We start from the raw sequence: 14432 nt of genomic DNA, 5'->3' as shown, positions 1-14432 counted from the left end.
CAGCCCCAGGTGGTTGGGCTCCAGCTTGGGTGATTCTGATGGACCGCGCCGCCCCTATCGCAGGCAAGCCAGCTCCCACCTCGAACTGCGAACGCGGTCAAAATGTGGGAGCTGGCTTGCCTGCGATGAGGCCAGGCCAGTCACCGCAAATCACACTGCCAGCAAACGCTCGCGCAACTTGCCAATCTCATCCCGCGTCTGCGCCGCCGCCTCGAACTCCAGGTCCCGCGCCAGTTGGTACATCTTCTCTTCCAGTTGGCGGATACGCTTGGTGATCTCACTCGGCGAGCGCAATTCGTTCTCGTACTTGGCGCTTTCCTCGGCCGCCTTCGCCATACCCTTGCGCTTCTTGCTGCGCGAGCCCGGCACGGTGGCGCCCTCCATGATGTCGGCGACGTCCTTGAACACACCCTTGGGCGTGATGCCGTTGGCCAGGTTGAACGCAATCTGCTTGTCCCGCCGACGCTCGGTCTCGCCGATCGCCCGCTCCATGGAGCCGGTGATGCGGTCCGCATACAGGATCGCGCGACCATTGAGGTTACGCGCCGCACGGCCGATGGTCTGGATCAACGAACGCTCGGAACGCAGGAAGCCCTCCTTGTCCGCATCGAGGATCGCCACCAGCGACACCTCCGGCATGTCCAGGCCCTCACGCAGCAGGTTGATGCCCACCAGCACATCAAAGGTGCCCAGGCGCAGGTCGCGGATAATCTCCACGCGCTCCACGGTGTCGATGTCCGAGTGCAGGTAGCGCACGCGCACGCCGTGGTCGGCCAGGTAATCGGTCAAGTCTTCGGACATGCGCTTGGTCAGCGTGGTGACCAGCACCCGCTCCTCCAAGGCCACGCGCTTGGTGATTTCCGAAAGTAAATCATCGACCTGGGTCAATGCCGGGCGGATTTCGATTTCCGGGTCCACCAGGCCGGTCGGGCGCACCAGCTGCTCAATCACACGGCCCGCATGTTCGGCCTCATAGTTGCCCGGCGTCGCCGACACAAAGATGGTCTGCGGGCTGATGCTTTCCCATTCGTCAAAGCGCATCGGCCGGTTATCCAGGGCCGACGGCAGGCGGAACCCGTATTCCACCAGGGTCTCCTTACGCGAACGGTCGCCCTTATACATCGCGCCCACTTGCGGCACGCTGACGTGGGATTCGTCGATCACCAGCAGCGCGTCCGGCGGCAGGTAGTCATACAGCGTCGGCGGCGGCGCACCGGACTCACGGCCCGACAAGTAGCGCGAGTAGTTTTCGATGCCGTTGCAGTAGCCCAGCTCCAGGATCATCTCCAGGTCAAAGCGCGTGCGCTGCTCCAGGCGCTGGGCTTCCACCAGCTTGTTGTTGGAACGCAGGTACTCCAGGCGCTCGGCCAGTTCCACCTTGATGCCCTCGACAGCCCCCATCAGGGTTTCGCGCGGCGTCACATAGTGGCTTTTCGGATAGAAGGTAAAACGCGGTAGCTTGCGGATGACCTCGCCGGTCAGCGGGTCGAAGGCCGACAGGCTCTCCACTTCATCATCGAATAGCTCGATGCGGATCGCTTCCAGGTCGGATTCGGCCGGGTAGATGTCGATCACATCGCCGCGCACGCGGAAGGTGGCGCGGGCAAAGTCCATGTCGTTGCGGGTGTACTGCAGGCTCGCCAGGCGGCGCAGCAATTCGCGCTGGTCAAGTTTGTCGCCACGGTCGACGTGCAGCACCATCTTCAAATAGGTTTCCGGGCTGCCCAGGCCGTAGATGCACGACACCGTGGTGACGATGATCGCGTCCTTGCGCTCCAGCAACGCTTTGGTCGCCGACAGCCGCATCTGCTCGATGTGGTCGTTGATCGAGGCGTCCTTCTCAATAAAGGTGTCGGAGGACGGCACGTAGGCTTCGGGCTGGTAGTAGTCGTAGTAGGAAACGAAGTACTCCACCGCGTTGTTCGGGAAGAACGACTTGAACTCGCCGTACAGCTGCGCGGCCAGGGTCTTGTTCGGCGCCAGCACCAACGTCGGGCGGTTGATCTGCGCGATCACGTTGGCGATGCTGAAGGTCTTGCCCGAACCGGTCACCCCGAGCAGCGTCTGGTGCGCCAGGCCGGCTTCAATGCCTTCGACCATCTGGCGAATGGCTTCCGGCTGATCGCCGGCGGGTTCGAAGCGGGTGACGAGCTGGAAATCCGACATAACGTACCTCGTGAAGTCACCCCAGACTCGAAACCGCCAGGGACGAAATAGCTCAGCAACCCGCGAATAGTCATCGCAGGTTGCAGGAAAAAACCATGATAGCTGTAGAAGTGGTGCCGAATGTGACGGGTTTCAAGGCAATCGTCCTACCTGCCGCTCAGGATCAATGTTGCAATAAGACTAACGGTCAGCAAATAAACCGAAAAACTTGGCCGAAAAGCCGTTTCGGTTGTCGCCTCAGGCGGTGATGGCCTCTATACTAGCTCCCCGTTTGTGCACCGCTCTAGTGCATTCGGCTGGAGCGCGACACGTCCCTCCCTTCCCCCATAGAGCTGCCGCAAAAATGAGCCTGTTCTCCGCTGTCGAAATGGCACCACGCGATCCTATCCTGGGCCTCAACGAAGCATTCAACGCCGACACACGAACCACCAAGGTCAACCTTGGCGTAGGCGTTTACTGCAACGAAGAGGGGAAGATTCCACTCTTGCGTGCCGTTGCCGAAGCGGAAGCCATTCGCGTGGCGCAACACGCCGCTCGTGGCTACTTGCCAATCGACGGCATCGCGGCCTACGACAAGGCCGTGCAAACCCTGCTGTTCGGCGCTGAGTCGCCCCTGCTGGCCGCTGGCCGCGTCACCACCGTACAGGCCGTTGGCGGCACCGGCGCACTGAAGATCGGCGCAGACTTCCTCAAGCAACTGCTGCCAGATGCCGTCGTGGCCATCAGCGACCCCAGCTGGGAAAACCACCGCGCCCTGTTCGAAACCGCCGGTTTCCCGGTGCAGAACTACCGCTACTACGACGCCGCCACCCACGACGTGAACCGTGCCGGCCTGCTCGAAGACCTCAACGCCCTGCCGCCACAGTCCATCGTGGTGCTGCACGCCTGCTGCCACAACCCGACCGGCGTCGACCTGAGCCCGGCCGACTGGCAGAACGTACTGGACGTGGTCAAGGCCAAGAAACTCGTGCCGTTCCTCGACATGGCCTACCAGGGCTTCGGCGACGGCATCCACGAAGACGCCGCTGCGGTGCGCCTGTTCGCTGAGTCGGGCCTGACCTTCTTTGTGTCCAGCTCGTTCTCCAAGTCGTTCTCCCTGTACGGCGAGCGTGTGGGCGCACTGTCCATCGTTGGCGAGTCCAAGGAAGAAAGCGCGCGCATCCTGTCCCAGGTCAAGCGCGTGATCCGCACCAACTACTCCAACCCGCCGACCCACGGCGCGGCAATCGTGGCAGCGGTGCTGAACAACCCTGAGCTGCGCGCCCAGTGGGAAGCCGAGCTGGGCGAAATGCGCCTGCGTATTCGCGGCATGCGCGAGCAGATGGTATCGGAACTGGCCAAGGCCGCTCCAGGCCACGACTTCAGTTTTGTCGGTCGCCAGCGCGGGATGTTCTCCTACTCCGGCCTGACCGTTGAGCAAGTCACCCGCCTGCGCAGCGAGTTCGGCATCTACGCCCTCGACACTGGCCGTATCTGTGTGGCGGCGTTGAACCAGTCGAACATTGATGCCGTGACCAAGGCGATCGTTCAGGTGCTGTAAGCCTTTGCGGTTGTGAAAAAAGGGAAGCCATTGAGTGGCTTCCCTTTTTTAATGCCTGTCGCAAAAAGCCCTGCTCCCCTAGACTGAAGCCATGCAGCAATCCCGTAGGAGCCCGGCTTGCCGGCGATGGCGCCCTTGAAAACGCCATCGCCGGCAAGCCGGGCTCCTACAGGTCATGTGTTCCGCCATTACCCTGTGAGTGACCTATGAGAAACGACGACCTGGACCTGCGCGCCGACCGCGACGAACTGCACGACTACGCCCCGCGCGCGCCACAGGTTAAGCGGCAGAAGAGCCTGGTGTTGCAGGTGGCGCTGGGTGTATTCCTCGGCGGTCTGGCCCTGTGGCTGGTGCAGTTGGGCGCCGCAGCCATCATGGCAAAACTGGCCATGGGCACCCTGCAATTCGGCGGCTGACTTCACCTCACCCTCCCCCCAAAAAAATCCCTTGTGGGAGCTGGCTTGTCGAATCGTCGCACCGCGGCGATGGCGTCCGTGAAATCGCCATCGCCGGCAAGCCGGGCTCCTACAGGTGTCAAGCGGCCACCAGGTCGCGTTCTTCCAGCAGTTTTACGAAGCTGTTCAGGCTCTGCGACACCGTCCCCCGTCGCCAGATCAGCCACGTGTGCAGAATCCGGAAGCTGTCGCTCAACGGCCACACACTCACCGCCGTAAACCCCGGCATGCTTTCGAGCATGCTGCGTGGCATCAGCGCCAGGCCCGCACCGGCACTGACGCAGGCGAGCATGCCGTGGTAGGACTCCATCTCGAAGATCCTGCCCGGCACCGCGCCATCCTGTGAAAACCAGCGCTCGAAGTGATGGCGGTAAGAACAGTTCGAGCGAAACGTATAGATGCTCTCCCCCGCCACATCCTGCCCCCGGGTAATCGGCGCATGGTGCAGCGGTGCGATCACCACCATTTCCTCCTCGAACACCGCCACCCCTTCCAGGGTCGCGTGCAACACCGGCCCATCCACAAACGCCGCCGCCAGTCGCCCCGACAACACCCCTTCGATCATCGTGCCCGACGGCCCGGTGCTCAGGTCGAGTTCGACCTTGGTGTGCTTCTGGTTGTACGCCGCCAGCAAGGCTGGGATGCGCACCGCTGCCGTGCTCTCCAGCGACCCCAGGGCAAACGCGCCCTGGGGCTCCTCCCCCGCCACCGTGGCGCGGGCTTCTTGCACCAGGTCGAGAATGCGCCGCGCATAGCCGAGGAAGTTCCAGCCCGCCGGCGACAGGCGCAAGCGGCTCTTCTCGCGGATGAACAATTCCACGCCCAGGTCCTGCTCCAGTTGCTTGATGCGCGTGGTCAGGTTCGACGGCACACGATGAATCAACTGCGCGGCGGCGCTGATGCTGCCTTGCTCGGCAACGGCCTTGAAGATTTCCAGCTGCACCAGATCCATATCATTCTCCAATCGTGAATGTATTGCTTAATATTATTCAGTTTCCAGAAAAGAGATAGCCCCGTAGCCTAAACCCAATCCATTCATTCAGCAGGACGGTGCCATGAACGCAACCACCCACGCTCTCTCGATCAACCCAGCCACCGGCGAAACGGTCGGCAGCTACCCCTACGAAAGCGCGGCGCAACTGGACGCCGCCCTGAACCGCGCCACCGCCGCCTTCCGCACCTGGCGCCGCCAGCCGGTCGGTCAGCGCGCCGAACTGCTGCTGGCCCTGGCCGCCGCCCTGCGTGAACAAGCCGAAGACATGGCGCAGATGATCACCCTGGAAATGGGCAAGCCCATCGCCCAGGCCCGTGCCGAAATCGAAAAATGCGCCCTGCTCAGCGAGTGGTACGCCGCTCACGGCCCGGCCATGCTGGCGCCGGAACCGACCCTGGTGGACAACGGCAGCGCCCAGATCGAATACCGCCCGCTGGGCCCGATCCTCGCCGTGATGCCGTGGAACTTCCCGGTGTGGCAAGTGCTGCGCGGCGCCGTGCCGACCATGCTCGCCGGCAACACCTACGTGCTCAAGCACGCCCCGAACGTGATGGGCAGCGCCTACCTGATCCAGCAGGCGTTCCACAAAGCCGGTTTTGCCGAAGGCCTGTTTGAAGTGATCAACGTGGGCAACGAGGGCGTGTCCAGCGCCATCGCCGACCCGCGCATTGCCGCCGTGACCCTCACCGGCAGCGTGCGCGCCGGCATCGCCATCGGCTCCCAGGCCGGGGCTGCGCTGAAAAAATGCGTGCTGGAGCTGGGCGGCTCCGACCCGTTCATCGTGCTCAACGACGCCGACCTCGACGCCGCCGTGCAAGCGGCCCTGATCGGTCGTTTCCAGAACAGCGGCCAAGTCTGCGCCGCCGCCAAGCGCCTGATCATCGAAGCCGGCGTGGCGGAAGCCTTCACCGCCAAATTCGTTGAAGCCAGCCGTGCCCTGGTCATGGGCGACCCGACCCTGGCCACCACTTATGTAGGCCCGATGGCACGCTTCGATCTGCGCGACGAACTGCACGGCCAGGTCCAGGCCACCCTGGAAGAAGGCGCCACCCTGCTGCTGGGCGGCAATAAAGTCGCGGGTGCTGGCAACTACTACGAGCCGACCGTGCTGGCCGGCGTCACCGACCAGATGACCTCGTTCAAACAGGAACTGTTCGGCCCGGTGGCCTCAATCATCACCGCCCGCGACGCCGACCACGCCGTGGCCCTGGCCAACGACAGCGAATTCGGCCTCACCGCCAGCATCTTCACCACCGATGCGGCCAAGGCCCGCGACATCGCCAACCAGTTGGAAACCGGCGGGATCTTCGTCAACGCCTTCAGCGTGTCCGACCCTCGGGTGGCGTTTGGCGGCGTGAAAAAGAGCGGCTTTGGCCGTGAACTGTCGCACTTCGGCGTACGCGAATTCTGCAACGCCCAAACCGTGTGGCTGAACCGCAAATAACCCACCGCCCTGTAGTGAGCGGGCTTGCCCCGCGCGGCGGTGTGTCAGGTGTATCCAAGGGGCCTGATATGCCGCCGCGCGGGGCAAGCCCGCTCACTACATCACGTTCCAGCAGCGGTTCATGAGGGCCAGGCGCTGCTGATGAGCCTCTTTGGCAGACTGCTCGGCCTGCCGACTTGCCTTCGTGTAGGCAGCAAACCGATCACTGAACAATCCACGCCACAGGCTAAAGGGATTTCCATACCCCGCTGACGGCTCCTTGGCCAAGGCTTGAAGCTGCGCGTCACTGAGTCGGCTCAACTCATTACGGTACGTCTTCTCGTAGTCGTACAACGCCTTATCATCGCGCTGGCTCAGTGCATAACGAAAGGCTTCCAGCTCCTGCTCGTAGAGCGCCCAATAGGCATCGGGCAAGGCCCGTTTTTCCTTTCCACGCAGTTGGGCAATCTGTTCCTCGGGCGCAGGGGGAAAGGACTGATAGCGCACCAACCGCATCAGCATGACCGGGTCCGTGTACACGATATGTAAAATCCAGTTTTCTCGCGCCGCCGTGCTAGGCAGCGGCTTATCCAAAGGTTCAGGAGAAGAGGCACATCCCGAGAGCACAAGCGCAATCAAGAGGAGTAAAGGGCGCACACGCATAAGCTCTCCATGAGCAGGGGATCAATCAAAAGGCTGCACAGATGATATCACCAAGCCACTACCCAAGAAGCTCCCTCTGCGCCCCTCAATCGACTACCATACCGCGCCGGTTCCCAAACGGGACTAATAGGGAATCCGAAGCGCGGCCCCCCGCGTCAATCGGAACTGCCCCCGCAACTGTAGGTGCTGAGCCTGCTCCACACTGCCACTGAGCCTTGCTCGGGAAGGCCGGAGCGTGGCGACGACGCACGAGTCAGGAGACCTGCCGGCCAAGCGTTATCACGACCGGCGGGGTGTCCGGGAAGGACATCCTTGCCCTGCCCTTCGGCAGCGTCCATGGCTGTATTTCCACGACCGTACCTCCCCCTGCTCACTGTACGGTTCACACGGAGATTGCCCCATGCTGCCACGCGTTACCGCCCTGCTCACCGGCCTTGGCTTCTGCACCCTGGCCCAGGCCGCGCCCACCCATTACCCGCTGACGCTGGAAAACTGCGGCAGCACCCAGACCTTCCAGCAAGCCCCCGCACGCAGCGTGACCATCGGCCAGGCCGCCACCGAAATGCTCTACGCCCTGGGCGTGGGCGACAAAGTGGTCGGCACTTCGCTGTGGTTCAACAATGTGTTGCCGCAGTTCAAGGCTCAGAACGACACCATCGAGCGCCTGGCGAACAACGAGCCGAGCTTTGAGTCGGTGATCGCCAAGCGCCCGCAACTGGTGGCCGCCGAGCTGGAATGGGTGGTCGGCCCCCAAGGCGTGGTCGGCACCCGCGAGCAATTCCAGGAACTTAAGATCCCCACCTACCTGCTGCCCTCCGACTGCGAAGGCAAGGACAACCTGGTGGGCGCCGACGGCACGCGGCTGGAGCCGTTCCGCATCGAGACTATCTATAAAAGTATCAGCCAACTGGCGCAGATCTTCGACGTGCAGGACCGCGGCCAACAGCTGAACGACGACCTCAAGGCGCGCCTGGCCAAGTCAGTCGCCACCGCCCAGGGCAAAGGCCTCAAGCAGGCCAGTGCGCTGGTGTGGTTCTCCAGCGCCGAGATGGCCGCCGACCCTTACGTGGCCGGCCACAAGGGTGTTCCGGAATTCATGTTGCAGACCCTTGGCCTGACCAACGTGGTGCAGTCCGATGAAGAGTGGCCCGCCGTCGGCTGGGAAACCATCGCCAAGGCCAACCCCACGTTCCTGGTAATCGCACGCATGGACCGCCGCCGCTACCCGGCTGACGACCATGAAAAGAAACTGGCTTTCCTGCGCAGCGACCCGGTGACCCGCAACATGGACGCGGTGAAAAACAACCGCATCATCATCCTCGACGCCCTCGCGCTGCAGGCCAGCCTCCGTACGTTCGACGGCCTTGAACAACTGGCCACGGCCATCGACGGCTACGACCCACTCAAATGACCCGTACCCTGCTCGCCCTGGCTCTGCTCCTGGCCGCCGTGCTCGCCGGCGTGGCCATCGGCGAAACCGCCATCTCGCCGCAGGTGGTGCTGCAGGTGCTCGCCAACAAACTGTGGGCGGCGGGCTACGCGCTCGACCCCATCGACGAAGGCGTGGTGTGGAACTACCGCCTCACCCGCGCCCTGGTGGCCGCCGCGTGCGGTGCAGGGCTGGCGACCTGCGGGGTGATCCTGCAGTCGCTGTTGCGCAACCCGTTGGCCGACCCGTACCTGCTCGGCATCAGCGCCGGCGCCTCGACCGGTGCAGTGTTGGTGGCGCTGATCGGCGTCGGTGGCGGGCTGGTGTCGTTGTCGGCGGGGGCATTCGTGGGGGCGATGGCGGCCTTTGCCCTGGTGATTCTGCTGGCACGCGCCAGCGGTTCGGCCAGTGGCACCGGCCAGATCATCCTCGCGGGCATTGCCGGCTCGCAGTTGTTCAACGCGCTCACGGCCTTCCTGATCACCAAGTCGGCCAGCTCCGAACAAGCGCGCGGCATCCTGTTCTGGCTGCTGGGCAACCTCAGCGGCGTGCGCTGGCCGTCAGTGTGGCTGGCCGTGCCGGTGGCCATGGCGGGCTTGGCGGTGTGTTTGTGGCACCGGCGTGCGCTGGATGCATTCACCTTCGGCACTGATTCGGCGGCCTCCCTGGGCATCCCGGTGCGGCGCGTGCAGTTTGTGCTGGTGGGCTGTGCCGCGCTGGTGACGGCGGTGATGGTGTCGATTGTCGGCTCCATCGGCTTTGTCGGGCTGGTGATCCCCCACGCTGTGCGCCTGCTGCTGGGCACCGGGCACTCGCGCCTGCTGCCGGCCAGCGCGTTGGGCGGTGCGCTGTTCCTGATCGCGGCGGACGTGCTGTCGCGCACCCTGATCAAGGGCCAGGTGATCCCGGTCGGCGTGGTCACGGCATTGGTTGGCGCGCCAGTGTTTGCGCTGATCCTGATCGGCCGGAGGCACCCGCGATGAGCGTGCTCAGTTGCAGCGGCCTGGGCTTCACGGTGCGCGACGCCGAGTTGCTGCGCGATGTTCACCTCGACGTCGAAAAAGGCGAAACCCTCGGCATCGTCGGCCCCAACGGCTCCGGCAAATCCACCCTGCTCAAGCTGCTTGCGGGGTTGCGCACGCCAGCCAGCGGCGACGTGCGGTTGGGCGGCCAACGCTTGGGCAGCTTGTCCCGTCGCACCATCGCGCAACAGCTGGCGGTGGTGGAACAGCAGGCCGACACCGACGACGCCATCCGCGTCTTCGACGCCGTGGCCCTGGGCCGCACGCCGTGGCTGTCGGCGCTGAGCCCGTGGTCGGCGCAAGACGACACCATCGTGCGCCAGGCCCTGCACGACGTCGACGCCACCCACCTGAGCCAGCGCGCCTGGCGCAGCCTCTCCGGCGGCGAACGCCAACGCGTGCACATCGCCCGCGCTTTGGCACAACGGCCGCAGATTTTGTTGTTGGACGAGCCAACCAACCACCTGGACATCCAGCATCAGCTTGGCATCTTGAAGGGCGTGCAAGCGCTGCCCGTCACCACCCTGATTGCCCTGCACGACCTCAACCAGGCGCTGACCTGCGATCGCTTGGCCGTGCTCGATCACGGACGTTTGGTCGCCCTCGGCAAACCGCTCGACGTACTGACGCCACAGCGATTGCAAGACACGTTCGGCGTGCAAGCGCACTACCTCACAGACCCGTTTGATGGCGCGCAAATCCTGCGACTACGCCCCCACTAAACAGCCTACCGCCATCTTGTAGTGAGCGGGCTTGCCCCGCGCCGCGGTGTGTCAGGTGTATATAAAGGGCCTGACACGCCGCCGCGCGGGGCAAGCCCGCTCACTACAGGTACGGTTTCATATTCGTAGCGAGCCGTTCTGCTAGCATCGCCGCCTGCCTTTTATCGAGTGGCCCGCATGCTACGGATTGCAGCCTTTACCCTCCTCGCCACCCTGTGCACCCAACCGGCTTTCGCCGAGCAAACCTTCGACTGCGCTGGCGCCACCGTGACAATCGGCGTTGACCCAACCCTGCCCTTGCTCACCACCGAAAGCGCCGAAGTCCTGCTGCGGGTAAAGCGCGGCCCCCGGGAAACCCTGCTGCGCTACTACGGCATCGACTCCATCGGCGGCGCCTGCGACACCCACGCAACCGGCGGGCCACGCATCGTCTACCAGGCCGTGTGCAACGGCAGCGGCTGCCACGACCTGTCGAACTGGGGCGTGATCAATCCCCAGACCTTGCAGGTACTGCTCATCCCCGCCGATGACAGCCTGGAACCAGCGACCCGCCTGCTCGGCCACCCGCCCGCACTCGAGGGTGAAAAGGTGAATGTGAGCCTGGAGGCACATCGCCTGGGGTTGCCCACACCTTGATCAGTGCGCCAGTTCAAGCCAGCGCCTACAGGGGGCAGTGACGCTTCACCTGTAGGAGCCCGGCTTGCCGGCGATAGCGGTGGCCCGACTTGCACCGATGTTGCGCCCCCCTGTAGTGAGCGGGCTTGCCCCGCGCCGCGGTGTGTCAGGTGTATATAAAGGGCCTGACACGCCGCCGCGCGGGGCAAGCCCGCTCACTACAAAGCCGTTTATATCTCCCTCAGAAATCGTTCTGCTAGCATCGCCGACCTCTGTGCTCAACCCGCGTTCGCCGAGCACACCTTCGAATACGCCGACGTTAGCGTCATCAACGTAAACCAAGAGGGCTAAAATGACTGAACTCCCCATGGCCGACGCACGCCAAACGGATAAAAACCGCAAGATCATTCAGGCCGCTATCAAGACAAGAAACCTGGCAAGCGCCGCGAACAACACCAAGTGGAACGAACTGATCACACACATGCGCCAGCGCACGGAATGGTGTCCGTCCTATCGTTCAAAATCCATCACCGGCTATATCTCTGAATGGGATGTGGAATGGTTCTACCACCTGCCGTTTCCCTTTGCGTATGTCCAATGGTTCGACATTGGTTTGTGGCAAGAAGCCCCCTCGTTGGGCGTGTTACTGCCACGCACATACATTGACCACACCCAGGAAATCTCTCAGGTCGTCTCGCAAGTAGGCTTCGAATTTGAAGTGCAGGCCGACGTGCTGAGGATCTGGGGGTACCTGCCAAAATGCTACGAAGACTTTCCACCCGCACCCGAACTGTAGGAGCCCGGCTTGCCGGCGATCGCGGTAGCCCGACTTGCATCGGTGCCGGCTGACCGGCCGCCATCGCTGGCAAGCCAGCTCCTACAGGGGTTCGGTGGTGCTCAAACTGTAGGAGCCCGGCTTGCCGGCGATTGCGGTGGCCCGGCTTGCATCGGTGCTGGCTGATCGGCCTCAATCATTATCCCGCCGTCACCTCCACCCGGGCACTGATCCACTGGCGACTATAAGCAAGCACACTCCCCGCCATCGCGACCGGAAAATGGATAAACCCGTGCGCCGCCTCCGGCACTAAATGCGCCTGCGCTCCCGGCCAGCGTTCGGCGATCAACAGCGTGTCGTCCTTCAGCGGGTCCAGCGTCCCGACAAACATCAACGCCGGGGGCAGGCCGCTCAAGTCCCCGTACAGCGGTGACAACGGCGGCTGCCGGCGCGCCTCATCACTCAACCCCGGCATCAGCAGCGCCAGGGCCGTAACCATGCCCGGCCCGTCCAACAGCAAGGTGTCGGGACCCGCCGCGCGTACGCTGGGTGTGCCGCTCAGGTCGTACACGCCGTAATACAACACCGCCCCGCTCACCCGTTGCAGCAGCGCCGGCCATTGTTTCAACGCCAGCAACGTCGCCGCTGCCAAATGCCCACCGGCCGATTCGCCGACGACAATCACCGGCAGCCCGGCAAATTCATCGGCAGTCAGCAACCACCGTGCGGCCGTGAGGCAATCCTCCATTAAGCCTTCCACCGGCGTATCGACCGCCAGCCGATAATCCACCGACACCACCGCCACGTCGCAGGCGCTGACCATGCCCAGGTTCAAATCGTCATCCATCTGCGCATTGCCAATCACCCAGCCGCCTCCGTGGATATCCAGCACCACGCCCCTGGGCTGGCCGCTCGGCAGCAGGATGCGCACCGGCACGCGCTGGCCGTCCACGCCTACCAGCCGAGTGTGCGCCGGGTGTTGCCGCCTGACCTTTTGACTGACGCGCAACAACGCCTGAATCACACGCGGCGTCACGCGGTTGCGGATTTTAAAGCGCGGCATCCAGGCCAGCTTCTTGTTGAACGCGCGCATCTGCGCCAGTTCGGGCTCGCTGGCCGACCAAGGGGTATGAGCCATCAGCGATTACTGCGCAGGATCGAGAAATTCAACGCCACCGCCACACTCAACCACGCCAGGTAGGGGAACAGGATCAAGCCGGTGATCAAGTCCAGCCGCAACGCCATCACCACCAACGCCGCCACCACCAGCCACAGCAGCACAATCACCACCATGCCCGCGACAATGTGATGGGCGCCAAAAAACACCGGTGTCCACAGTGTGTTCAACGCAATCTGCGCCGCCCATAAACCCAGGGCCAGTTGGCTGCCGGGGATCATCGTGAGGCGGTAACCGGCCCAGGCCAGCAGCAAATAGATAACCGTCCAGGCCACGGGGAAAAGCCAATTGGGCGGGGTGAAGCTGGGTTTGACGAGGGATTCATACCATTGGCCCGGTTTGAAGATCAGGCCCGTACTGGCGGCGGCGCCGCAGGCGATAAGGAAAATCAGGAAGATCATGGCCTGTCCTTAGCTGGGGTCAGCTGTAGAGGGTGTGTTTCAGAATAGGACGCCTGAAGAATGGGTAAAAGTTCACCGCAGGCTTCAAGAATGTTCCGGCGTCACGATCTTCAACCAGGGCCAGCGCGCCTGATAACTGAGGGCTTTACGCTCAAACAACTCGCGCTCCGGGTGCAGCGGGTTAATGCGCAGCACACCCTGGGCCACATCTTTCAAGCCATACGGCGCATACAACTCGCCCGTTTCAATCTCCAGCCCGATGCACGTGCCCGCCACCAGGTAACGGTCCACGCCCTGCTTGGCCGTGTGCAATTGCGGATAAGGCCGGCCGAAGCGCTGGCCATACCAGAGATGAACCCGCGCCTGGTTCTTGACCTCGACGTTGACGCCCAGGTCCTGGAATAAGCGCTCGGCGGCGCGGATGACGTTGTCTTCCGCCTCGTAGGACAGGTCGGTGTCGAAGTAAAAAACGTCGTAGTCCTTCACCCCGTGATCGGCCGGCAAATTCGACTGATGATTCCACACCGCCTGGAACAGGCAGCCCGCCGTGAGCATGCACTGCTCAACACCGAGGGCTGGTAGGCGCGCAGTGATTTCGGCGTTGATGGGGTTGGCCATGGCCAGTTCGAGCAGGGTGTCGACGGTCAGTGTCATGTTCAGTCCTTTGATAGCGGGCGCATTCAAGCCCGCAACATTACACCACCCCGTGATGAGTTTCGTGACAGCGCAAAGGCTGTCGTTACCCCTTCAACTCACTGGCGCGGTGGCTCGCGGCGTCGTCGTAGGCCACATACAACGCTTCCGCGACTTGGCTTTTGATGGCCTTGGTGGACTCCAACCCCAACACAAACCCTTCCGCCTTGCCGCCTGCGCGATTGAGCGCTTCGTGGGTGGCGGCGCCGGTGATGGCGTCAAGAAGCTTGGTGGCATGGGGGCCTACGCCCTTGGGGAGGCTGATCTGGTCGATGGACATAGCGATACCTTCAAAGAGAGAAATCGGTAGCGCGTGTAACCACTGCCGGGGTGGCATGGTAGTCCTGTTTCGGCACA

General features: G+C 63.1%; 15 protein-coding genes and 1 riboswitch. Of the genes, 8 read left to right on the top strand and 7 right to left on the bottom strand.

Annotated features, from left to right (window positions below):
• Positions 1-150 precede the first annotated feature (150 nt).
• Entirely contained in the window at positions 151-2166 is a 2016-nt protein-coding gene (gene uvrB, locus HX792_RS25640; protein ID WP_176998708.1) for an excinuclease ABC subunit UvrB, read from the bottom strand.
• 343 nt (positions 2167-2509) lie between these two features.
• Between uvrB and HX792_RS25635 the strand changes: the two genes are divergently transcribed.
• Both HX792_RS25635 and HX792_RS25630 read left to right on the top strand, forming a co-directional pair.
• Positions 2510-3706: an amino acid aminotransferase gene (locus HX792_RS25635; RefSeq protein ID WP_176998707.1), complete on the top strand. Its 1197-nt coding sequence runs from the start codon at positions 2510-2512 to the stop codon at positions 3704-3706.
• Between the two features lie 206 nt (positions 3707-3912).
• Complete coding sequence (locus HX792_RS25630) at positions 3913-4122, top strand: hypothetical protein (RefSeq protein WP_176998706.1); 210 nt, start codon at positions 3913-3915, stop codon at positions 4120-4122.
• 118 nt (positions 4123-4240) lie between these two features.
• Here HX792_RS25630 and HX792_RS25625 read toward each other — a convergent pair whose 3' ends face one another.
• A complete protein-coding gene (locus HX792_RS25625) occupies positions 4241-5113 on the bottom strand; it encodes a LysR family transcriptional regulator (RefSeq protein ID WP_176998705.1) in 873 nt (290 codons plus the stop codon).
• A gap of 103 nt (positions 5114-5216) precedes the next feature.
• Between HX792_RS25625 and HX792_RS25620 the strand changes: the two genes are divergently transcribed.
• A complete protein-coding gene (locus HX792_RS25620) occupies positions 5217-6599 on the top strand; it encodes an aldehyde dehydrogenase family protein (RefSeq protein WP_176998704.1) in 1383 nt (460 codons plus the stop codon).
• A gap of 96 nt (positions 6600-6695) precedes the next feature.
• Here the strand turns inward: HX792_RS25620 and HX792_RS25615 are convergent, their stop codons facing one another.
• Positions 6696-7241 (bottom strand): hypothetical protein, encoded by a 546-nt coding sequence (locus HX792_RS25615; protein WP_176998703.1) that lies wholly within the window; start codon positions 7239-7241, stop codon positions 6696-6698.
• 90 nt (positions 7242-7331) lie between these two features.
• Positions 7332-7526: riboswitch (cobalamin riboswitch) on the top strand.
• Between the two features lie 115 nt (positions 7527-7641).
• On the opposite strand from HX792_RS25615, the gene HX792_RS25610 reads away from it, so the two are divergent.
• From HX792_RS25610 to HX792_RS25590, 5 genes are all read left to right on the top strand, one after another.
• Entirely contained in the window at positions 7642-8652 is a 1011-nt protein-coding gene (locus HX792_RS25610; RefSeq protein WP_176998702.1) for an ABC transporter substrate-binding protein, read from the top strand.
• Positions 8649-9653, top strand: a complete 1005-nt coding sequence (locus tag HX792_RS25605) for an iron ABC transporter permease (protein WP_176998701.1) — start codon at positions 8649-8651, stop codon at positions 9651-9653. The genes HX792_RS25610 and HX792_RS25605 overlap by 4 nt, the downstream gene beginning before the upstream one ends.
• Positions 9650-10414: an ABC transporter ATP-binding protein gene (locus HX792_RS25600; protein ID WP_176998700.1), complete on the top strand. Its 765-nt coding sequence runs from the start codon at positions 9650-9652 to the stop codon at positions 10412-10414. The genes HX792_RS25605 and HX792_RS25600 overlap by 4 nt, the downstream gene beginning before the upstream one ends.
• A gap of 177 nt (positions 10415-10591) precedes the next feature.
• Positions 10592-11050 (top strand): hypothetical protein, encoded by a 459-nt coding sequence (locus HX792_RS25595; protein ID WP_176998699.1) that lies wholly within the window; start codon positions 10592-10594, stop codon positions 11048-11050.
• A 331-nt stretch (positions 11051-11381) separates the two neighbouring features.
• On the top strand, positions 11382-11825 hold the full coding sequence (locus HX792_RS25590; protein WP_176998698.1) for a DUF6678 family protein: 444 nt from the start codon (positions 11382-11384) through the stop codon (positions 11823-11825).
• 178 nt (positions 11826-12003) lie between these two features.
• Here HX792_RS25590 and HX792_RS25585 read toward each other — a convergent pair whose 3' ends face one another.
• The 4 genes from HX792_RS25585 to HX792_RS25570 form a co-directional block, all read right to left on the bottom strand.
• Complete coding sequence (locus HX792_RS25585; RefSeq protein ID WP_176998697.1) at positions 12004-12942, bottom strand: alpha/beta hydrolase fold domain-containing protein; 939 nt, start codon at positions 12940-12942, stop codon at positions 12004-12006.
• Positions 12942-13382, bottom strand: a complete 441-nt coding sequence (locus tag HX792_RS25580) for a TspO/MBR family protein (RefSeq protein WP_176998696.1) — start codon at positions 13380-13382, stop codon at positions 12942-12944. Before HX792_RS25580 ends, HX792_RS25585 begins: the two co-directional genes overlap by 1 nt.
• An 84-nt stretch (positions 13383-13466) precedes the next feature.
• Positions 13467-14036: a nucleotidyltransferase family protein gene (locus HX792_RS25575; RefSeq protein WP_176998695.1), complete on the bottom strand. Its 570-nt coding sequence runs from the start codon at positions 14034-14036 to the stop codon at positions 13467-13469.
• An 85-nt stretch (positions 14037-14121) separates the two neighbouring features.
• On the bottom strand, positions 14122-14355 hold the full coding sequence (locus HX792_RS25570) for a hypothetical protein (RefSeq protein WP_176998694.1): 234 nt from the start codon (positions 14353-14355) through the stop codon (positions 14122-14124).
• Positions 14356-14432: the final 77 nt, after the last annotated feature.

The sequence above is a fragment of the Pseudomonas sp. B6002 genome, from assembly GCF_013385985.1.
In the GTDB taxonomy this organism is placed as follows: Bacteria; Pseudomonadota; Gammaproteobacteria; order Pseudomonadales; family Pseudomonadaceae; genus Aquipseudomonas.
The sequence above is the reverse complement of the archived record's forward strand: the minus strand, read 5'-3'. Positions and strand labels throughout refer to the sequence as shown.

Bases quoted from the DNA above. Each gene is read 5' to 3' on its own strand.
- uvrB (WP_176998708.1), bottom strand. From the start codon at position 2,166: ATGTCGGATTTCCAGCTCGTCACCCGCTTCGAACCCGCCGGCGATCAG.
- HX792_RS25635 (WP_176998707.1), top strand. From the start codon at position 2,510: ATGAGCCTGTTCTCCGCTGTCGAAATGGCACCACGCGATCCTATCCTG.
- HX792_RS25630 (WP_176998706.1), top strand. From the start codon at position 3,913: ATGAGAAACGACGACCTGGACCTGCGCGCCGACCGCGACGAACTGCAC.
- HX792_RS25625 (WP_176998705.1), bottom strand. From the start codon at position 5,113: ATGGATCTGGTGCAGCTGGAAATCTTCAAGGCCGTTGCCGAGCAAGGC.
- HX792_RS25620 (WP_176998704.1), top strand. From the start codon at position 5,217: ATGAACGCAACCACCCACGCTCTCTCGATCAACCCAGCCACCGGCGAA.
- HX792_RS25615 (WP_176998703.1), bottom strand. From the start codon at position 7,241: ATGCGTGTGCGCCCTTTACTCCTCTTGATTGCGCTTGTGCTCTCGGGA.
- HX792_RS25610 (WP_176998702.1), top strand. From the start codon at position 7,642: ATGCTGCCACGCGTTACCGCCCTGCTCACCGGCCTTGGCTTCTGCACC.
- HX792_RS25605 (WP_176998701.1), top strand. From the start codon at position 8,649: ATGACCCGTACCCTGCTCGCCCTGGCTCTGCTCCTGGCCGCCGTGCTC.
- HX792_RS25600 (WP_176998700.1), top strand. From the start codon at position 9,650: ATGAGCGTGCTCAGTTGCAGCGGCCTGGGCTTCACGGTGCGCGACGCC.
- HX792_RS25595 (WP_176998699.1), top strand. From the start codon at position 10,592: ATGCTACGGATTGCAGCCTTTACCCTCCTCGCCACCCTGTGCACCCAA.
- HX792_RS25590 (WP_176998698.1), top strand. From the start codon at position 11,382: ATGACTGAACTCCCCATGGCCGACGCACGCCAAACGGATAAAAACCGC.
- HX792_RS25585 (WP_176998697.1), bottom strand. From the start codon at position 12,942: ATGGCTCATACCCCTTGGTCGGCCAGCGAGCCCGAACTGGCGCAGATG.
- HX792_RS25580 (WP_176998696.1), bottom strand. From the start codon at position 13,382: ATGATCTTCCTGATTTTCCTTATCGCCTGCGGCGCCGCCGCCAGTACG.
- HX792_RS25575 (WP_176998695.1), bottom strand. From the start codon at position 14,036: ATGACACTGACCGTCGACACCCTGCTCGAACTGGCCATGGCCAACCCC.
- HX792_RS25570 (WP_176998694.1), bottom strand. From the start codon at position 14,355: ATGTCCATCGACCAGATCAGCCTCCCCAAGGGCGTAGGCCCCCATGCC.